Here is a 19735-nt window from a genome sequence, read left to right on the forward strand (position 1 = left end):
CCGGTATGCCCGCGCCCCGCCGTGCGGGGTCCGCCGGTGCCCCGACCAGGAGGATTCACCGCCGCCCAACCGGGGGCGAACCGGTGCCGAACCCTCTGCTCCTAGCTTCCTGGCGGTCGGCGCAGTGCCGCCGTCCGTCGTCCCGATCGCCCGTCGTATGGAGGACCATCATGGCCGAGAACGTCGAGCCCAACGAGACCCCCGAGCAGGACGCCCCCGAGGTGGAGGCCCACTCCGACGCCGTCATCGGCTGGTGCGGGGTACACCAGGAGGTGGCCGAGGAGCCCGAGGTGGTCGCCCACGTCGAGTCGCCCATCGGCTGGTGCGGGGTGCACCAGGAGGTGGCCGAGGAGCCGGAGGTGATCGCCCACTCCGAGGAGGGCGAGGACACCCCGTGGTGCGGCGTCCACCAGGAGCACCAGCTCTGATCCGGTCCTCCGGCCGGTCCTCCTCGGCCGCGGCGGCGACCACGTCGCCGCGGCCGGGGGCCCGTTCCGGCCACCCCTGTCCCGCCCCCGCCCCGACCCGGAGGTCGCCGTGTCCGGTACGCAGTCCCTCGCCGCCCCCTCCGCCGGGGCCCGTCTGATCCGCGCCGACAGGGGGTGGTGGTTCCTCGGTGCCGGCGGGTACGCGCTGATGCGCCCCGGCCAGGTGGAACCCGACGGCACCCTGCGGCCCTCGGCCGAACGCTATCTGCGCGAGGCCGGGCTGTACGACCTGAAGCCCTACAACTCCTACTCCCTCACCGTGCTGACCAGCACCGACTGCAACCTCGGCTGCGGCTACTGCTTCCAGAACACCGCGCAGGACCCCAAGGGCGGCAGCAGGCCGCCGCGCATCCGCCACGCACGCCTGACGCCCGAGGCCGTCGGGCAGGTCCTGGACTTCACCCGGACGCGCATGGACGCGGCCGGGCTCGACCGGCTGTCGCTGCTGCTGTTCGGCGGGGAGCCGCTGCTCAACCCGCGCGGCTGCCGCGACCTGCTCACCCGGGCGGGCGAACTGGGGCCGCTCACCGCGTCGATGACGTCCAACGGCACGCTGCTCACCCCGCTGATCGCGAAGGAGCTCAACGCGGCGGGGCTCGGCTCCGTCCAGGTGACCTTCGACGGGGACCGCGCCGACCACGACTCCATCCGGGTCAAGCGCTCCGGGGGCGGCACCTTCGACGTCATCGTCTCCAACATCGCGCGCGCCATCGAGCGCACCTCGCTGCGCTGGATGCTGCGGGTCAACGTCTCGCACCTGAACCGGCACGGCGTCGACGAGCTGGTCGAACGCCTCGGCTCCCGGCTCGACCCGGCCCGCTGCGGCATCCACTTCGCCCGCGTCGGTGACGTCGGCGTCGGCTACGCGAACAACCTGCTGCACGAGGACGGTCTGGTCGCGGACTTCGTACGCTGGCACGCCCGCGCGCTGGAGCTCGGCTTCACGGTGTCCCGGCCGCGCGCCCACGTCCCCTGCCAGGCATGCTCCTTCGCCGACGGCCGCTACGGCGCGGTCATCAACGCCGACGGTGTGCTGGCCAGTTGCTGGGAGACGGCCGGCAAGCCCGGCATGGAGGTCGGCACCGTCGCCGACGGCTACCTGAGCGCGGAGCAGACGGAGGGCCGCTGGGTCAGCTGCCACGACCACTACCGGTACGACGAGGAGGCCGCCGTCCGGGCCGTCTTCCAGGACCGGGTGGACGCAGGGGTGCTGGACTGCCTGCACAGTGCCGGACGGCTGGGGTGAATGCCGGTATGAAGAGCGCGGGCATTCTGCGCACCAATGCCGACTTCCGCCGCTACTGGCTCAGTTCGACGCTCTCCACCCTCGGCTCCCAGCTGTCGCTGCTGGCCTTCCCGCTGCTCGTGCTGTCCATCGGAGGCAGCGCGGCCCAGGCGGGAACGGTCGCGACCTGCTCGATGGTGACCCGGACGCTGCTGCGGCTGCCGGCCGGCCACCTCGCCGACCGGCTCGACCGGCGGATGATCATGGTGGGCACCGACGTGGTGCGTCTGGTGGCGCTGGCCAGCATCCCGCTGGCGTCGGGGCTCGGCGGGCTCGGGCAGGCGCAGTTGCTCGGCGTGGCCGTGGTGGAGGGGGCGGCCACCGCACTGTTCTCACCGGCGGCCACGATCGCCGTGCGCGACGTGGTGCCGGAGAAGGACCTCACCGACGCGCTGAGCCGCAGCCAGACGGCGATGGCGTCGAGTTCGCTGATCGGCCCCTTCCTGGGCGGCTGGCTGTTCACCCTGGACCCGATCCTGCCGTTCGCGGCCGACGCCGCCTCCTACGGGGTGTCGGCCGTGCTGCTGCTGCGGATCGGCATCAGGCCCTCCGAGCGGATCGCGGACAGCGAGCGCGACAACCGGCTGACGGCCGGGCTGCGGTGGCTGACGCATCAGCGGGCGCTGCTGGCCGCCCTGCTCTTCGCCGCGGGCATCAACATCGTCTCGGCGGCCGCGCAGGTGACGATGGTCGTCTCGCTGCGCCAGAGCGGCGCGGGCGGCACGGCGATCGGCGCCGTGATGGCCTGTGCCGGGGTCGGGGGGCTGCTGGGCGCGGCGGCGGCGCCCTGGCTGATCAAGCGGAACCCGGCCGGGCGGCTGTTCCTGCTCATCGGCATGGTCTGGGCGCTCGGCCTCGCCGTCTTCTCCCGGACCACGCTCCCCTGGGCACTCGGCCCGGTCCTGATCGTGGTCGTCTTCTTCAGCCCGCCCGCGGGCATCGTGGTCGGCCGCGCGGTGCTGGTGCTCGCGCCCCGCGACCTGCTGGGCCGGATCAGCACCGCGACCGGCCTGATGATGGCCGGGCTGGCCTCCGCCGGGCCGGTCCTGGCGGGTTCGTTCGTGGACTCCATCGGGGCGAGCCGCACCTGGCTGGTGCTGGCCGGCACCGCGGCGGTGGTCACGGTGCTCTCCTCGGTGCCGCTGCTGCGTGAGACCAGTCTGGACGCCACCGACGACGACCGGGGTGCCGCGCCGAAGGAGGCGGACGTGCCGCTTCCCGCGCCGGCCGACGACGAGGACGCCGGGGCGGCCGGGCTGGTCGCGGCGCCTCCCGTACCGCGCCCGGGCAGTGGCGGCTCCTGACCGCGCCCGCCTCCCGCCGTGTCCGACGTGACCGTTCTCCCTGGAGCGCCGCGATGACCGTGTCCCCGCCCCGCGACGCCGGACCTGCGTCCGCCCGGCCCGGTTACCCGGCCGCCCCCCGCACCGGTCCGGTCGAGATCATCCACGGCCGGCCGGTGGCCGACCCGTACCGCTGGCTGGAGGACGCCGAGGACCCCGCCACCGCCGCCTGGAGCGCCGCGCAGGACCGGCTCTACGCCTGGGAGGAGGCCCGCCGGCCGGGCCTGGAGGCACTGCGCGGCCGGATGGCGGAGCTGCTCGCCGGGGGCGGCGCGGCGCCGCCGGCGGTGCGCGGCGGGCGGGAGTTCCGCCTGCGCAGGGAGGCGGGGCGTGAACTCGCGGTGCTCGCCGTCCGCGAGGGCGGCCGGACCCGGGTGCTGCTCGACCCGCTGGACGCCGACCCGTCCGGTACGACGGTGATCGACGCCTGGGAGCCGTCGTGGGAGGGCGGTCTGGTGGCCGTGCAGCTGTCGTCGGGCGGCACGGAGCAGTCGGTGCTGCGGGTGCTCGACGCGGTGACCGGGGCGGTGGTGGACGGGCCAGTGGACCGGGTCCGCCGCTCCCCCGTGGCGTGGCTGCCGGACGGCCGGTCCTTCTACTACGTACGCCGGCTGCCGCCGGAGCGGACGCCGGGACGTCACCGCCGGGTGTATCTGCACGAGGTCGGCACCCCGGCGGACCGGGACACCGAGGTCTTCGGCGCCGGGCGCCCGGAGACCCAGTACTACACCGTGGCCACCTCCCCCGACGGCCGGCTCCTCGTCGTCGGGGCCAGCGAGGGCACCGCGCCGCGTACCGACCTGTGGACCGCCGACCTGACCGCGACCGGCCCGGACCGGCCCGTCCTGCGCCCCTTCCAGCAGGGCACCGACGCGCGCACCTCGGTCCGCCTCCGCCCGGGCGGCGGGCCGCTGCTGCTCAGGACGACGGCGGGTGCGCCGCGCGGCCGGATCGCCGAGGCCCGCCCGGACGCCACGGGCCCCGGCCGGTGGCGCACCCTGGTCGGCGAGCGGCCCGGCACCGTGCTCCAGGATTTCGCGGTCCTGGACGGCCCGGCGCTGAAGCGGCCGCTGCTGGTGGTCGTACGGACCCGGCACGCGGTCGGTGAGATGACCCTGCACGACGCCCGGACCGGCGCACGCACGGGGTCCGTACCCCTGCCGGGGCAGGGCACGGTGACGCGCCTGACCACACGTCAGGACGGTGGCCATGAGGCGTGGTTCTCGTACACCGACCACATCACGCCCACCACCGTCCTGCACTTCGACGCGGTGACCGGCCGGCTCGGTCCGTGGGCGGGCGGGCCGCCTGCCGCGCCGCCGGCCGAGGGGGTGCGGGTCAGCCAGGAGGTCGTCCGCTCCGGCGACGGCACCGAGGTGCGCATGTTCGTCATGTCCCCCACGGGCGTTCCCGACCGGCCACGCCCCGCCGTCCTCACCGGGTACGGCGGCTTCGGCGCCTCGATGACGCCCGGTTTCACCCCGCAGGCGGTGCCCTGGGTGCGTGCGGGCGGGGTGTACGCGGTGGCCTGCGTGCGTGGCGGCGGCGAGGAGGGCGAGGCATGGCACCGGGCCGGGCGCCGCGAGCACAAGCAGCACACCTTCGAGGACTTCGACGCCGCCGCTGACCACCTGCTCGCCGGGGGCTGGGCCGCGCCGGGCCGGCTCGGGGTGCTCGGCAGCTCCAACGGCGGCCTGCTGGCCGGTGCCGCGCTGACCCGCAGGCCGGAGATGTACGGGGCGGTCGTGTGCGCGGCGCCGCTGCTGGACATGGTGCGCTACGAGCTGTCGGGGATGGGTGCGAGCTGGCGCGACGAGTACGGGAGCGCCGAGGATCCCACCGAGTTCGCGCGGCTGCTGGCGTACTCGCCGTACCACCGGGTGCGCCGGGGCGTCCGCTACCCGGCCGTGCTGCTGGCCGTGTTCGACGGTGACACCCGCGTCGACCCGGCGCACGCGCGGAAGATGTGCGCCGCGCTGCAGTGGGCCGGTACGGGGGACGGGCCGGTGGTGCTGCGCACCGAGCGCGGGGTCGGGCACGGCACGCGCGGCATCTCGCGCAGCGCCGGCCTGTACGCGGACGTCATGGCCTTCCTCGCCCACCACTTGGGCCTCGACCTGACGAAGGACGCCTCCGGATGAACGTGACCCTGTGCCCGCTGAGCGATCCCGGCTACCTCTACCCGGTCCTCGCGGCCGGGCGGGAGCTGCGGCGCCGGGGCCACACCGTCCAGGTCCTCGCCGGGCCGGACGCCGCGCCCGCCGTCGCCGCCGCCGGACTTGAGCTGTCGGCCCTCGCCCCGCGCACCGCGCTGTCGGTGGCCCACTGGACGGTCCGGGGCCCCGAGCAGTACGCGGCGGTGGCGGCGGCGGTCCGCGAACTGCGGCCCGACGTCCTGGTCACCTCCGTGCTCAACCACGGCGCCCTGGTCGCAGCCGAGGCGGCCGGCCTGCCGGTGGTGGTCCTGGGTCTCGCGGCGCACCTGTGGCCCTACCGCTTCGGGCCGGACGACGGCTGCGGCCGTGCGTGGCGGCTCGCGGAGATGCTGAAGCACTACACGGCGGTACGGGAGAGCGCCGGGCTCGCCCCGCGCCGCGACCGCTTCGCGGACACCCCGCTGCTCGGCTCCGCCTTCCTGCTGCGCGGCCACCCCGTCATGGAGGTGCCCGGCGCCGAACTGCCCTCGGTGGTAGGGCATGTCGGCCCGTGCTGGTGGGAGCCGGCGCCCCCGGCGCGGGAGGAGCCGTTGCCGGATGCCGGGCCGGTGGCGTACGTGCATCTCGGCCGCACCTTCGGCGGCAGCAGCCTCTGGCCGCGCTTGAACGCCGCCTTCGCCTCCGGCGCGTACCGGGCCGTGGTCGAGCTGGGCCGGTCCGGCCCGCCCGAGGCCGCCCCGGGCGCCCGGCTGACCGTGGGGCGCCGTGCCCGGATGGGGCCGCTCGTGGAGCGGGCGGACCTGGTCCTGACGAATGCGACGTCCGCCCCCGTGCTGGCGGCGCTCCTGCACGGCAAGCCGCTGCTCGTCGCCCCCAACGGGTCGGAGCAGCAGGTCCTCGCCGCCGCCTGTCTGCGCGCCGGTGTCGCCCGCAGGCTGCCGGATGCCGGTGCCGGTACGGCTGAGCTGCGCGCCGCGGTCGAGGAGACGGGCCGCGATCCGGGGCTGCGCGCGCGGGTGCGGGAGGTCGGCGGTCTGCTGGCCGACGGCAAGAGCGAGGCGCGTGCCGCCGACGCCGTGGAGTCGGCGGCACGCTGACGCGCGGACCCTCATCCCCCGTGCGGGGCCTGGGGCGGAAGGCCGTCGAGCAGGACGTCGCGCAGCGCGGTCACCAGCTCCAGACTCCGCGCCCGGACCGCCGTGGGCGGCTCCTCCTCGCGCCGCTCGGTGACGACCGCGAGGGCCGCCGCCGCCTGACGGGCGAAGAGGGCGAGCAGGTCGAGTTCGGAGAGGCTGGAGCGGGACTGCTCGACCGGGTCGAGGACTTCGAGCACCCCGAGCACCCGGTCGCGGTGGGCGAGGGGCGCGGCCATCAGCGCGTCCGGCACATAGCCGGTCGACTTGGCGACATCGCGGGCGAACATGCCCTGCTGCTTCAGGTCGTCCGCGACCATCGGCTCGCCCGAGACGAGCACCCAGCCCGCCAGCCCCCGGCCGGCCGGGAACCGGGAGCCCACCAGGGACTCCTCGCCCTCCCCGGCCACCGCCTGGAAGACCAGCTCGTCGGCGTCCCGGTCGTGCAGCAGGACGGAGCTGGCCGCCGCGCCGAAGATGGCGCGTGCCGTCTCGACGACGGACTGCAGCAGATCGCGTTCGGCGCTGCCGGCCCGTGTCGCTGGACCCGCGCCGGTGGCGGGGACGAGGCCGTGGGACTGGCTCATGATTCACCTCGGGTTCCTGGTTCGCCGATGCGTACGTTCGCCGCGGAGAGGTACAGCGCGTGCTTGATCTGGAACGGGGTCAGCTTGGGCCTGCTGCCGAGCAGCCGCGCGCACAGCCCGCTGATGAACGGGGTGGCGAAGCTGTTGCCCGTGGTGCGGATGGTCTTGCCGCCGGTCCAGGCCACCTGCACGTTCTGGCCGGGCGCGAAGAACTCGACGGGCGGTGCGGGGTTGTAGAGGAAGAGCCCGGAGTCGTCCTCGCGGTGCGTACCGACCGAGATCACCGACGAGAACCGCCAGGGGAAGCTCTCCACCGGCGTGTTGTGGGCCGAGGCCACCAGTGTGGTCCCGGTGAAGAACGCCTGGTCGGCCAGGGAGCGCAGGGTTTCGAGGAACTGCGGGCGGGTCGTGGACAGGCTCAGGTTGACCACGTCGAAGCCCTGGTCGACGGCCCAGCGCAACCCCGTGAGCAGGGCGTCGCCGGTGCCGGTGAAGCCCTGGCCGAGCACGCGCACGCTGTACAGGGAGCACTCCGGCGCCACCCGCCGCACGATCCCGGCGCACGCCGTGCCGTGCCCGCAGCCGTCTCCGGCGCCGTCCGGCAGCGGGCCGCTGTCGATGACGCGCGGGGTCCCGTCCGCGTCGGCCGCCACCTCGTACGAGCCGTCGACCGGGCCGACCCCGGGGTGCCCGCACTCCACGCCGGTGTCGACCACGCAGACCCGTACCCCTGCCCCGTCCGACCACTGCGAAGGGTCGGCGGAGAGGGCCGGCACAGTGTCGGCGAGCATCGCGAGGTCGTCGGGCGTACGGTCGCGCAGGCTCCAGGTGAGCCCTCCCGCCGTCCTGGTGGTCATTCGGTCCTGCCTTCCCGCCCGGCCGGGCCGGCGCCCCGGGCCGCGGCCGCGCTGTCGTCGGCGAACGCGGCCGCGCGGTCCGCGCCGAGCCGGTGTCCCTTGGCTGCGAAGTGCCGCAGCGCCGTGCGCGCCTCCCGGGCCGCCTCGCCGGGCAGGGCCAGGGTGCGCAAGGTGTGTGCGAGGTCGAGGGCGGCCGTGCCGCGTACGACCGGTGAGTCGGTGTCAGCGGCGGTGGCGGTCGCCCGCTGGGCGCAGGCTCGGGCCGCGGCCGGTTCCCCGGCGAGCGCGAGTGCGCGGGCCCGCAGCCCGAAGGCGTCGGCGGACTCCGCCGGGGGCAGGCCGGCCTCCCGCGGGTCGGGCAACGCCAGCGCGTGGGCCGGCTCGCCGCGCTCCAGCAGGATGCGGGCCCGCTCGCGGGCGATGCCGGGCAGCGCGCCCGTGGCACCGAGTTCCGTCCCGGCCCGGGCCGCCTCGTCCAGCAGGGCGAGCCTGCGCTCGGGCGTGCCCGTCAGGGCCTCCACCTCGGCGGCGAACAGTGGCACGAACAGCGCGCTCTCCGCGTAGCCGAGGCCGGTGGCGAGCCCCGCCGCCTCGGCCAGCCGTGCACGGGCCTCTTCGGCGCGGCCCTGGAGGGCCAGGAGCACGGCGAGTGGGCAGGCCAGGGTGGCGCGGACGGTCGGCCGGCCGGCGCCGTGGGCCGCGAGGAGCTGTTCGCACCGGTCGACGGCGCGCGCGACGGGGGTCGGGCCCCGCCACAGGGAGATGCCGAACGCGCCGAGTGCCAGGGCTCGTTCGGGTTCGGCGTCGGCGCGGCCCGCGTGGTCGAGGGCGCGGCTGAGCAGCGCCTCGGCCTGGGCGTGCCGGCCGCGCCGCTGGCGGTCCTGGGCGATGCGGACGCAGGCGCGGGCGATGCCCTGGTCGTCGTCCGCCGCCGTGAACAGGCCGAGCGCGGCCTCGGCGACATCGGCGGCCGAGCCGTGCCGGGGGTCGAGCGCGGTCAGCGCGAGCCGGGCGTGGGCCGCGCCCAGCGGGTCGCCGGCCCGCTCGGCGGTGTCGAGCGCCCCGGCGAGCAGTTCCCGGCCGCGCACCGCGTCGCCGCGCGCGGCCTTCGTCTCACCGAGGCGGCGGGCGGCCTCGGCGGCGACGGGCTCGCCGGGGACGGCGAGCTCCAGGCCCTGGGTGAGGAGGTCGTCGGCCCAGGCCAGGTCGGAGCGGGCCAGGGCGGCGGCGCCGGCCCGGGTGAGCAGCGCGGCGGCGCGGGCCCGCAGCACGTCGGTGTCCTCGTCGTGCGTGCCGAGTTCGGTGAGGAGCCGGTGGGCACGGGCCAGGTGGGTGCCGACGGCGGCGTCGCCCGCCTCCTGCCCGGTCAGGACCCGGGCGGCGTGCTCGTGCCGCCGGGCGCGCACCTTCTTGGCCATCCCCCGGTACGCGGTCTCCTGGACGAGGGCGCTGCCGAAGCGGAGTACGGCGCTCGCGGCGCGGCTGCGGTCGCCGGTCTCGATGAGCCGCCGCCGCAGGAGCCCGCGCAGCAGGCCGGTGGCGGACTCCGCGGGGCCGGCCTCTTCGGCGGCGGCCAGTCCGGTGAGGTCGGCGCGGCGGAACTCGCGGCCCAGGACGGCGGCCAGTTGGAGAAGGGTCCGCTCCTCGGGCGGGAGCGCGTCGATGCGGGCGCCGAGCAGGGCGTGCACGGTGAGCGGCAGGTCGTCGCACTCGGCGGCCATGGCCGTCAGGTGTTCCAGGTAGAGCGGGTTGCCCTCGGCGCGGTCGAGCGCGCTCTCCAGCACGCCCTGCCGGTGGGCCGCGACCTCGACCAGTTCGCCGGCCAGGGCGGCGGCCTCCTGGCGCGTGAGCGGGGTGAGCATGAGCGAGGCGGACCGCATCCGGCCGCTGCCCCATCCCGGATGGGTCTCCAGGAGTTCGGGGCGCGCGGCGCACACCAGGGCGACGGCCGAGCGGTCGAGTTCGTCCAGCAGCCGGTCGGCGAGGTCGAGCAGTGGCGCGGAGGCCCAGTGGCAGTCGTCCAGGACGAGCACGACGGGCCGCTCCCGGGAGAGCGCGTCCAGCAGGCAGGCCAGCGCCATGAGCGTGTCGTCCGTGGAGGGGCTGGGCGTGCCGTCCGCGAGCAGTCCGCCGCGCAGGAGGCGCAGCGCCTGGTCCGCCTCGGTGCGTTCGGGGGCCGGCAGCCGCGCGAGCCCGGCGTCCTCGCCGACGGCGGCGAGCACCTGGCGTACCGCTTCGGCGAGCGGGGCGAGGGTACCGGTCTCGCCGTACGGGCGGCATCTGCCTTCCCCGTACGCCGGGCAGTCCCGCAGCCATTCGCGCAGCAGCCGGGTCTTGCCGAGGCCGGCCTCGCCGTAGACGGTCACCAGGTGCGAACGGGGGTCGGTGGTCAATTTACGCAGCAGCAGGCGGAGTTCGGCGAGTTCCTGCTCGCGGCCGATGAACGGGGTGTCGAAGCGGCGGACCCGCTCCGGGTCGTCCTCGTGCAGGGCGACCAGGCGGTGGGCCGGTACGGGGGCGGCGACGCCCTTGAGGGACAGCGCCCCGGCGGCTTCGGTGACCGCCGAGGGCCCGGCGGCGCGGAGGGTGGCGGGGCCGATGAGGATCTCCGCCGTCCCGGCGCGCTGTTCGAGCCGGGCCGCGATGTTGACCACCTCGCCGGAGACCAGGGCCTGCCGGGCCGCCGGGTCGGCGTTCACCACGACCTCGCCGGTGTTCACGCCGATGCGGACGGCGAGCCGCACCCCGTGGCGCCGCTCCAGGTCGGCGTTGAGCCCGTCGAGGCCGGTGACCATGGAGCGGGCGGCGGCCAGGGCCCGGTGGGCGTCGTCCTCGTGTCGTGCGGGGATGCCGAAGACCGCCATCACGGCGTCGCCGATGAACTTCTCCACCGTGCCGCCGTGTTCCTCGATCCGGCCCCGCATCAGCGCGAAGTACCGCAGGGTGACCGTGCGCAGCGTCTCCGGGTCGAGCCGTCCGGACAGGGCCGTGGAGCCGACGAGGTCGCAGAAGACGACGGTCACCACCCGGCGCTCCTCGGCCGCTGCGGAACCGGCCGCCGGTACGCAGGCGGTTCCGCACCGGGGGCAGAAGGCGGCGCCGTCCGGTGGCGGTTCGGGGCAGCGGGGGCACGTGGTGCGTGCGGCTGCGGCCATCAGAACAGCGCTCCGCCGGCGATCTCGCTGTGCGCCTGCACCTCCGGTTCGGCCGCGTCCAGCCTTTCCTTGAGGCCCAGCAGCAGGGTCAGTTCCTCCGCGCTGAGGTCCCGGAGCACGTCCCGCTGCTCGGGCGAGAGGCTGTGCAGCGGGAACCCGGCGTCCTCCAGTGCGCGCAGGCGGTCGCGGTCGTCCGCAGGGTCATTCATGGGTGCTCCCCGATGTGTGTGGTCCCGTGGCGATGCGGTCGAACAGCTCGGCGAGTGCGGTGACCGTGTGCAGCGCGCTGACGGCGATCAGGGACCGCTGCCCGGGTTCCAGCGGCAGCCGGCCGATCAGCCGGTCCAGGTCCGCGCTGTGGCCGTCGTCCAGGTCGGCGTGCAGGCGTACGGTCTCGAAGGCGGCGGGCGGCAGCCCGGTCTCCCGGGCGAGCCGCCCGGCCAGCCCGGGCGCCGGCGCGTTGCCCTCCAGTACGGCGATGTAGCCGAGCAGGGCCACCGGGTGGCTGTGCTCGATCCAGTAGTACTGGGCCCCGACCAGGGCGGCGACGTGGGCGGGCGGGACGGCGGCGGTCAGCTCGCCGGGCGGCGCCCCGCAGAAGGCGGCGTCCGTGAGCAGCCAGTCGTCGTGGCCGCGCTCCTCCTCGGCGTGCGCCCGCAGGTAGCGGGCGAGCGGCGGAGCCACCGGGTCGCGCGGCAGGGCCTCGCAGCGTTCGGCGGCCCGTTCCATGAGGGGGACGGAGGCCCGGATCACCTGGTGCATGGTGCGCAGGTAGTGCCGGTAGCGGGCGGGGAGCCCGGGTCCCGAGCGCCACATGCGGGCGGCGGCGGTCCGCAACGCCGGCTGTACGAGGGAGAGTTCGAGCCGCAGCAGCGCGGCGGCCGACGAGGTCACCGGGGCGCCTCTCACGCGGGTGCCTCCTCGCCGTCCCGGCCGCCGAGCAGCACGAGCGGCGCGTACCGCCCGGTGCCGTACCGCCGCAGCAGCGTCTCCGCCCCCGCGTCGCGCTGGAGCCGGGCGCCCAGTGCGTCCATCGCACCGGCGGCCGGGCGGGACCCGGCGGCCACGGCCGCCGCCAGCGCCCCGGGCCGCCGGGTCAGGGCCCGGCAGTCCGCGCAGGACCCGGCGCCGGCGGTCCGCAGGGTGCGCAGCACGGGTGACTCCTGGCAGCGGCGCCGCACCGCCGCCCAGCCGTCGACGGCGATGTGCCCGAGGCGCAGGTGCTCGGGTGCGGGGCGGGCGTCCACCACGCGCTGGTTGCAGCAGGCGGTGACGGTTCCGTCGAAGGCCACCGTCGGCCAGGCCGCCATGGCGCACGGGGCCGGGCGCTCCCCGGATCCGTGGGGCGGGCGCGCGGCCGCCCAGTGCGCGCCACGCCCCACAGGCCGTACGTGATTGACGAGGACGGCCGCCCGGTCCCGGAATTCGGTCCGGATCGCGGCGGTGACCTCCGCGAGATAGGGGTCGTCGGGCGAAAGGCCCACGACATGGAAACTCGCGTCGATTCCCTTTCCCATGATGTGGTGCACCGCGCGGAATACCGCGGCGCGTGGCACTTCGCGCTCGTGGAATGCGTCGATGCTCGCGGAGAAATGGTCGATGTTCCGCAGCGCGCGCAGGATGCGGGCCGGTATGTACCCGTCGGCCGCGAAGAACATGCCGCTGAGGACGGCCGTTCGCGTTCCGGCCGCGGCGGCGAGCCCGGCGAGGCCGTCCACGAGCGCCGGCCGCAGCAGCGGCTCACCGCCCGTGAGCATGAGGACCTCCGGCCGGTCCTGCGGGGTGAAGCCGCCGACGAAGCGGCGCAACGCCTCGGCCGGGGTGTCCTCGCCCCGGGGGCCGGACGAGGTGGAGCAGTGGGCGCAGCTCAGCGGGCAGCGCCTGGTGAGGGTGGCGAGCAGCCCGGCGGCGGGCACCGGGCGCAGTTCGATGATCTCCGCCAGTCGCATCGCGTCACCTCCTCGGTCACCGGGGCATGCGGCGCCAGCGTGCGCGGCACCGGTTCGGCGGCGGTTGGCGTCCGGTTCGGAGCCGGTACGGGAGCGGGGCCGTCCGCCCGCGCGACCGGCCGGCCGTTTCACCCCGCTATGAACGCTTGCTCACCCTTCGTCCCGGCGGGTGTGTTGCTGCATGCACCTTGAGCCATCCTCAAGCCCATGGCCGCGCCCCCGGCTTGTGACCATGCTGTGATGAACAGCGGGAATTCCATCGCATTGCCGCTGTATTCACGGCTCCTCGCGGATTCGCTCACCCCCCGACCGCTCCCCGGAGGCTTTCGTGCATGCCATTGTTCTCTGCTCCCTGAACTCCGACGACACCGGCTGGGGAAGGGGTTGAGGAAAAGATGACGGACACCTTTGCGGAAATTCGCCCCGGGGAGGCGGAGACCGGGGCCGCACGAGAACACGCCGGCGTCCGTTTGCGGATCGACCTGCTCGGTCCGCTGCGCGCCACCCGTGACGGGCTGCCGCTGCCGCTCGGCCCGCTGAAGCAGCGCCTGGTCCTGGCGGTCCTGCTCACCCGCCCGAACGCGCCGGTCTCGCTGGAGGAACTGACCGACGCCGTGTGGCCGGACGACCCGCCGCGCACGGCCCGCAAGAACCTCCAGGTGTACGTCTCGACCCTGCGGCGGATCCTCGACCCGGACGACCTGGGCCGACTGCACCACGGCCCCGGCGGATACGTGCTGCACCTCGGCGCCGACGAGTGCGACAGCCTGCGCTTCGACGAGCTGGCCCGGCTCGGCGACGCCGAGGTGCGCGCGGGCGCCCCGAGCCGCGCCGCCCGGCTGTACCGCCAGGCGCTCGACCTGTGGCGGCACGAGCCCTTCGCCGACCTCGCCGGCCGCGCCGATGTGCTGCGCGCCGCCGTCGAACGCCGGCACGTGCGCCGGCTCGCGGTGTACGAGGCGTGGGCGGAGGCCCAGTTGGAGACGGGCGAGGCGGCCGCGGTCGCCGACACGGTGGACGAGATGGCCGCCCGTCACCCGCTGCGGGAGCGGCTGCGCGCCGCCCAGATCACCGCGCTGCACCGGGCCGGCCGCCGCACGGAGGCGCTGGCCGCGTATGACGACTGCCGCCAGCAGCTCTCCCGCGAACTGGGCCTGGAGCCGGGCGCGGCCCTGCAGAGCGCCTACCGCGCCCTGCTGGCGGACGCTGCCCCTTTCCGGCCGCGCGACGGTGCCACCGGGCCGCGGCTGCTCCCGCCGGACCTCGGCGACTTCACCGGGCGGGCGCGGGAGGTGGCGGCCGTCTGCGCGCAGCTGGGCCGCGAGGGCGGGCCGCCGGTGCTGCTCACCGGCCCGCCCGGTGTCGGCAAGACCGCCCTCGCCGTGCACGTCGCGCACCGGCTCGCCGTCCACTACCCGGACGGCGTGGTCGCCACCCGGCTCTGCGCCGAGGACGGGTCCGTACGCCCCTGGGCATCGGTGCTGGCGGAACTGGCCCGCGCCCTGGGCTGTACGGAACGCCTCCCGGCCGGCCGGGAGGAGGCCGCGATCACCTGGCGGTCCTGGCTGTCCGGGCGCCGCGTCCTGCTGGTCCTGGACGACGCGCCGGACCCGGCCGCCCTCGGCCCGCTCCTGCCGCCGTCGGGCCCCACCGCCGCGCTGGTCACCTCCCGGAGCCGGCTGCCCTGCCTGGAGGCCGCACACCGGACCGAACTCCCGCCGCTCTCCCCCGACGAGGCCCTGGACCTGCTGGGCGGCATCATCGGCCGGAGCCGGCCGGCCGCCGAACCGGCCGCCGCCGCACGCATCGTGGCCGCCACCGGGCTCCTCCCGTACGCCCTGCGGGCGGCCGGCAACCGCCTCTCCGTCCTGCGCCACATGCCGCTCGGGCAGTACGCGGACCGGCTGGAACACCCGGCGGAGGCGCTGGACGAGCTCGCGTCCGGCGGGGCCGGGGTGCGCACGCGGCTCGCGGACGCCTGGGCCCGGCTGCCCGGGCCCGCCCGCGCCACCCTCCACGCCCTGGCCGCGCTGCCGGACCCGGCCTTCTCCCTGCCCGCCGCCGCCCGCGCCCTGGGCCTGGAGGGGCGGGACACCCAACGGGCCCTGGAGCACCTGATCGACGTCGGCGTCCTGGCCCCGCCGCCCTGCCCGGACGTGATCGCGCACGCGTCGGCGGCCGAGGAGTGCGTACGGTACGAACTGCCGTGGCTGACCCTGCTGTTCGCGCGGGAGCAGCGGGACCGGGCGAGCGCGCGGGAAACGAGGTGCTAGCTGCGGGGCGGGACCCGTCCGGCGCGGCGCCGGGGGCTCCGCCGGGCTCGCCGGGGCGTTCAGGCGCCACCGGGGGCCGCCGCGGCCGGGCCGGAGGACTGCACGCGGGCCAGGTAACCGGCCTGGAAGCGGCTGGCCGCGCCCAGCTGTTCCATGATCTCGGCGATGTGCTTGCGGCAGGTCCGCAGCGACATCCCCAGCCGCCGGGCCACCATCTCGTCCTTCATGCCCTCGGCCAGCAGCCGCACGATCGCCTGCTTCACCTCGTCGCGCGCCGAGCTCTCGGTCCAGGCCGGCTGGTAGGGCTCCGCCAGCGACCAGGCGTGGTCGAAGGTCGTGCACAGGTACGCCACCGTGGACGGGTCGTGGATGACGATGGCCGCGTCCAGGTCGTCCTGGTGCGGGATGAACACGGTGTCCCCGTCGAACGCGACCATTCTGCCGAACAGTTCGCTCAGGGTTCTTATCTCGGCCCCTTCACCGGTCATCCGCCGCGCGTACTCCTGCGTGGGCAGGTGGTAGCGGGCGGTGTGCTGGTACAGCGTGCGCATCCGCACCCCTCTGCGCAGCATGTCCCGGTCCCGGACGAATGCCTGTTCCAGGAGCGCCGGGGAGCGGCCCCCGCCGGGATGACAGGTGCGCACCTCGCACCGGCATCGCAGGGTCGCCTCGGTGATCATGCCGACGACGGTCTTGAGGTCCGTGACCTCCGTCAGCGCCGGCCGCCCCTGCCATCTTCGCCGGCCCTCCGTGTAGAGGGGCGTCAGGAGCGCCAGTTCGCCGCGGAGCTGGTCGATCTCGGCGAGTTCCCGGCGCAGCCCCGCCTCCTTCGGCGCGATGAGCGCGGCGATGGCCGCGTCCGGCGCCACCGGGACCAGCCGGTCGGGGTCCTCGGGCAGATGTCTCAGCAGCAGGAGGTCGGTCAGGGTCCGCACCGCCGAGGCCGCGCAGTTCTCCGGCAGGCCCAGCGTCGCGCCCACGGTCCGCGCGTCGCACGAGCCCTGGTCGCTCACCCACCGGAACACCCGGACGGCGTCCTCGGACAGCTGCGTCTTCGGTGCCGTGCCCGCCGCCTGCTCGCGCGGCCCGGCCGGCCGGCCGTCGTCCCCACCGATGCCGCCCACCCGACCCCCTCGTCAGCCCCGATGGCTCCGCCCAGCCCGTACTGATGTCTATTGTTCAGATGCGCGGTGGATATTCCCAGACCCCCTGGAAGGAATCACCGTGGAACGGACCAAAGGGACACTCTCCCTGCTCCTCGAACGCGTCGTCCTCCTCCTGGTCGGCAGGACCCGCTCCCGCCGGCCCCCGTCCGGCGACGGCAGCACGGCCCGCGACATCCTCAACCAGCCGCCGCGCCCGCTGCGGGGCGACGGCGGCCCGCCGAACTGGTAGGCCGCCCGGGCCTGTCCGGGCGGCCTGGTGCGGAGGCTCAGCCCACCAGGTCCGGCGCGCGCAGCATCTCGGGCGGGATGCCCCAGGCGTCGACCAGGTCGACCGCGAGGGGGCGGACCTTGCGGCAGAGGTCGTTCACCTCGCGGCTGATCGCCTTGGAGCGCTGGACGGTCAGACGGCCGTGTTCCATGAACCAGGCGCGGTCCGCCTCGATCGTGGACAGCGCGAACAGGTCGCACAGCAGGACCAGCGCCGCCTTGTTGCCGCCCTCGGGCAGCTCGCCCACCTTGGTGGTGAACGCCTCCAGGACCAGCCGCTCGACGTGCGCGTGGGCGACCGCGATCACGTGGTCCTGCACCTGGGAGAAGACGGCGCCCGGGTCGCGCCGGTCGTCGATCCCGCGCTTGAGCCGGCGGGCCACACCGGCGAGCATGTGCTCCTCCCGGAAGCGGAGCATGGCGAGCTGGTACTCCGAATCGAGCAGACCGGCTTCGCGGTCCCACTCGTCGCCGCCGGGCAGCAGGTCCCGTACCCGCTCCAGCAGCTTGTGGGCCGATGTCTTCTCCATGACCGCCTCGACCGCGATACCGGCCACGTGGCGGACCGTGCCCAGCTGGTCCAGGTCCTCGAACTCACTCGCGTAGTGGGTGAGCAGCCCCTTCGCCACGAGCTGCAGCAGGACGTGGTTGTCGCCCTCGAAGGTGGTGAAGATGTCGCTGTCGGCCTTGAGCGCGGCGAACCGGTTGACGCTGAGGTAGCCGGCGCCCCCGCACGCCTCACGGCACTCCTGGACGACCCGGGTGGCGTGCCAGGTGGCGAGCGCCTTGGTGCCGGCGGCCCGTGACTCCAGCAGGCGCCGTGCCTGCGCGTCGTCCTCGATGCCGGAGAAGACGTCGTGCAGCTGGGTGCGCACGACGTCCTGCGCGAAGTGCAGCGCGTACGTGCGTGCGAGAAGCGGCAGCAGCCTGCGCTGGTGCAGGCCGTAGTCGAGGAGCAGCTGCTCGTCCGTGTCCGGGGCGGCTGCGAACTGCCGGCGCCGCACGGCGTACTTCGTGGCGACCGCCAGCGCCACCTTGGCCGCGCCGACCCCGGCCCCGGCGACGCTGACGCGGCCCTGCACCAGCGTGCCGAGCATGGTGAAGAAGCGCCGTCCGGGATTCTCGATCGGGCTCTCGTAGACGCCGTCGGGGGTGACGTCGGCGAACCGGTTGAGCAGTGCCTCACGAGGCACCCGCACGCCGTCGAACCGGATGCGGCCGTTGTCCACGCCGTTGAGGCCCATCTTGCGGCCGTCGTCCTCGATCCGGACGCCGGGCACCACCTCGCCCCCGTCCCGGACCCGCACGACGAACGCGTGCACCCCCTCGGCCTTCCCGCCCACCTCCAGCTGGGCGAAGACCACCGCCAGCTCCGCGTGGCGGGCCGCGTTGCCGATGTAGTCCTTGCCAGCCCCCTCGCCCCGGGTGGTGATGACGAACTCCTGGGCGGCGGCGTCGTACGTCGCGACGGTGCCGAGCGCCTGCACGTTGGAGCCGTGCCCGGTCTCGGTCATCGCGAAACAGCCCATCAGGCGCCCGGTGATCAGGTCGGGCAGATGGGCCTCGTGGTGGCGGCGGGTGCCCAGATGGAGGATCGCGCCGCCGAAGAGTCCGAACTGCACACCGACCTTCACCAGCACGGACAGGTCGCCGAAGGCCAGCGTCTCGAACGCGGCGATCGACGCGCCGATGTCGCCGCCCCCGCCGTACTCGCTCGGGAATCCCATCCCGGTCTGGCCCGTCGCGGCCATCTCGACCACGATGTCCCGCACCCGTTCGCGGTACGCGTCGATGCCGAGCTCCTCGGCCTCCTCCAGGACGGAGGCGTACGCCGTCAGATTGGTCCGGACGAGGTCACGGATGCCGGCGTACTCGCCGTCGAGCACCTCGGTCAGGGCCCGTACGTCGACCTCGGGCTGTACGTAACCGCTCTCGGCGCTCTCGGCAGGGGGTGTGTTGTCAGTGGCCATGCCTTTGCGCTACCCCGAGCGCGGGCGATCAAGCGGCCGACCGGCGCTGCGGCGGAGGGGTGGTTCCCAGGCTGCGGCGCACAGGGACTCGGCCACGGCGGCCGTGTAGCGGGCGGCGGTGAGCCAGTGGGTGGCGAAGCCGTCGGTGTCGGCGGGGAGGAGGCGGCCGAAGAGGTCCCGCTCGCGCCGGCCCGCCGATGCGCACAGGGCGGCGAGGAGCCCGGCGGCCGTGGGGAGGCCCGCGCGGCGGATGCGGCGGGTCTCGGCGGTGACGTCGCCGAGCATGCCGAGGGCTGAGCGGCCCGCCGTGACCGCCTGTTCGACCCGGCGCTCCAGGAGAAACAGGGGCGACTCCGCGCCGGACCCTCCGGGCTGTGGCGGGGCAGGGCGGACGGGGGCGGACGGGTCCGGGAGGTCGGCGCGGCGCAGGCGGTCGAGGCCGAGGTCGAGCGTGCCCTCGCCTGCGGGGTGCGAGCAGGCGAGGAGGGTGAGCCGGGGGTGGAGGGCGGGCACCATGCGGCCGATGATCCTCAGCCGTGTCCCCGGTGCCGTGGCCAGCAGCATCAGGTTGTCGCGGTGGGCCAGCGCGGGATCGTCGTCGGCGACGGCGAGCCGGACGGGGATGCCTCCCTCGCACAGCGCCAACAGGCAGGTGCCGCCCGGCTCCGCCACGGCGCCGAGGAGTTCGACGTCCAGGAAGAGCAGGTCGCCGCCGCCTCCGCCCGGGTCCCCGTAACGGGAGGTGGTCCGCAGGGCGCGGGCGGCCTGTGCGGCCGGCGGCGTCTCCCACAGGGCGGCGAGCGGCGGCTCCGTCCACGCCGCGCCCCGGGCGGTGACGGCCTTGACGCCCTTGCCGGCGCCCAGCCTTCCGTCCGGCGAGACCGTCGCCCCCGAGACCGCCAGGCCGGCCCGGCCCAGCTCCCGGTGGGTGAGCGCGGTGTCCCCCAGGCGCACGGCCCGGTCGGCCACGCCCAGGGCGCGCCCGGCTCCGCCGGGTGCCACGTCGCCGACCGTGTGGAGGCGGCCGTCGGATCCGGCCACCCAGGTCCGGACGCCGCCGTGCCCCGAGTCGGTCACCACGGGCTCGGTGAACAGGCCGTACAGGC

At 75.4% G+C, this 19735-nt stretch carries 15 protein-coding genes and 1 pseudogene; 7 read left to right on the top strand and 9 right to left on the bottom strand.

Annotated features, from left to right (window positions below; genetic code table 11):
* Window positions 1-170 precede the first annotated feature (170 nt).
* From E6R18_RS19470 to E6R18_RS19490, 5 genes are all read left to right on the top strand, one after another.
* A complete protein-coding gene (locus E6R18_RS19470; protein WP_136318174.1) occupies window positions 171-428 on the top strand; it encodes a hypothetical protein in 258 nt (85 codons plus the stop codon).
* A 109-nt stretch (window positions 429-537) separates the two neighbouring features.
* The gene (locus E6R18_RS19475) at window positions 538-1734 is read left to right on the top strand and encodes a radical SAM protein (RefSeq protein ID WP_136318175.1); all 1197 of its coding nucleotides are present in this window, start codon (window positions 538-540) and stop codon (window positions 1732-1734) included.
* A gap of 8 nt (window positions 1735-1742) precedes the next feature.
* On the top strand, window positions 1743-3077 hold the full coding sequence (locus E6R18_RS19480; protein WP_136318176.1) for an MFS transporter: 1335 nt from the start codon (window positions 1743-1745) through the stop codon (window positions 3075-3077).
* 53 nt (window positions 3078-3130) lie between these two features.
* Window positions 3131-5257, top strand: a complete 2127-nt coding sequence (locus E6R18_RS19485; protein WP_136318177.1) for a prolyl oligopeptidase family serine peptidase — start codon at window positions 3131-3133, stop codon at window positions 5255-5257.
* Window positions 5254-6369: a glycosyltransferase gene (locus E6R18_RS19490; protein WP_136318178.1), complete on the top strand. Its 1116-nt coding sequence runs from the start codon at window positions 5254-5256 to the stop codon at window positions 6367-6369. Before E6R18_RS19485 ends, E6R18_RS19490 begins: the two co-directional genes overlap by 4 nt.
* An 11-nt stretch (window positions 6370-6380) precedes the next feature.
* Here the strand turns inward: E6R18_RS19490 and E6R18_RS19495 are convergent, their stop codons facing one another.
* Genes E6R18_RS19495 through E6R18_RS19520 form a run of 6 tightly spaced genes read right to left on the bottom strand, consistent with a single transcriptional unit; the run spans window position 6381 to window position 12953 of the window.
* A complete protein-coding gene (locus E6R18_RS19495; RefSeq protein ID WP_206308324.1) occupies window positions 6381-6992 on the bottom strand; it encodes a GAF domain-containing protein in 612 nt (203 codons plus the stop codon).
* Window positions 6989-7849 (bottom strand): S8 family serine peptidase, encoded by an 861-nt coding sequence (locus tag E6R18_RS19500; protein WP_136318179.1) that lies wholly within the window; start codon window positions 7847-7849, stop codon window positions 6989-6991. The genes E6R18_RS19495 and E6R18_RS19500 overlap by 4 nt, the downstream gene beginning before the upstream one ends.
* Window positions 7846-11004, bottom strand: a complete 3159-nt coding sequence (locus E6R18_RS19505; RefSeq protein WP_136318180.1) for an adenylate/guanylate cyclase domain-containing protein — start codon at window positions 11002-11004, stop codon at window positions 7846-7848. The genes E6R18_RS19500 and E6R18_RS19505 overlap by 4 nt, the downstream gene beginning before the upstream one ends.
* On the bottom strand, window positions 11004-11213 hold the full coding sequence (locus E6R18_RS19510) for an aroma-sacti cluster domain-containing protein (RefSeq protein ID WP_136318181.1): 210 nt from the start codon (window positions 11211-11213) through the stop codon (window positions 11004-11006). The genes E6R18_RS19505 and E6R18_RS19510 overlap by 1 nt, the downstream gene beginning before the upstream one ends.
* Entirely contained in the window at window positions 11206-11913 is a 708-nt protein-coding gene (locus tag E6R18_RS19515) for an iron-containing redox enzyme family protein (protein ID WP_136318182.1), read from the bottom strand. Before E6R18_RS19515 ends, E6R18_RS19510 begins: the two co-directional genes overlap by 8 nt.
* Entirely contained in the window at window positions 11910-12953 is a 1044-nt protein-coding gene (locus tag E6R18_RS19520; RefSeq protein ID WP_136318183.1) for a radical SAM protein, read from the bottom strand. Before E6R18_RS19520 ends, E6R18_RS19515 begins: the two co-directional genes overlap by 4 nt.
* A 395-nt stretch (window positions 12954-13348) precedes the next feature.
* On the opposite strand from E6R18_RS19520, the gene E6R18_RS19525 reads away from it, so the two are divergent.
* Window positions 13349-15226, top strand: coding sequence for a BTAD domain-containing putative transcriptional regulator (locus E6R18_RS19525; protein WP_136318184.1), 1878 nt, complete (start codon window positions 13349-13351; stop codon window positions 15224-15226).
* Between the two features lie 59 nt (window positions 15227-15285).
* Here the strand turns inward: E6R18_RS19525 and E6R18_RS19530 are convergent, their stop codons facing one another.
* Window positions 15286-16350 (bottom strand): LuxR C-terminal-related transcriptional regulator, encoded by a 1065-nt coding sequence (locus tag E6R18_RS19530; protein ID WP_136318185.1) that lies wholly within the window; start codon window positions 16348-16350, stop codon window positions 15286-15288.
* Window positions 16351-16450: 100 nt separating this feature from the next.
* On the opposite strand from E6R18_RS19530, the gene E6R18_RS34095 reads away from it, so the two are divergent.
* The gene (locus E6R18_RS34095; protein ID WP_168712395.1) at window positions 16451-16621 is read left to right on the top strand and encodes a hypothetical protein; all 171 of its coding nucleotides are present in this window, start codon (window positions 16451-16453) and stop codon (window positions 16619-16621) included.
* Between the two features lie 37 nt (window positions 16622-16658).
* Here E6R18_RS34095 and E6R18_RS19535 read toward each other — a convergent pair whose 3' ends face one another.
* Together E6R18_RS19535 and E6R18_RS19540 are read right to left on the bottom strand one after the other, a co-directional pair.
* Window positions 16659-18629, bottom strand: a complete 1971-nt coding sequence (locus E6R18_RS19535) for an acyl-CoA dehydrogenase (RefSeq protein WP_136318186.1) — start codon at window positions 18627-18629, stop codon at window positions 16659-16661.
* Window positions 18630-18638: 9 nt separating this feature from the next.
* A pseudogene (locus E6R18_RS19540) lies at window positions 18639-19735 on the bottom strand (hypothetical protein); the annotation flags it as partial.

It is taken from the genome of Streptomyces sp. A1277 (genome assembly GCF_004795015.1).
In the GTDB taxonomy this organism is placed as follows: domain Bacteria; phylum Actinomycetota; class Actinomycetes; order Streptomycetales; family Streptomycetaceae; genus Streptomyces.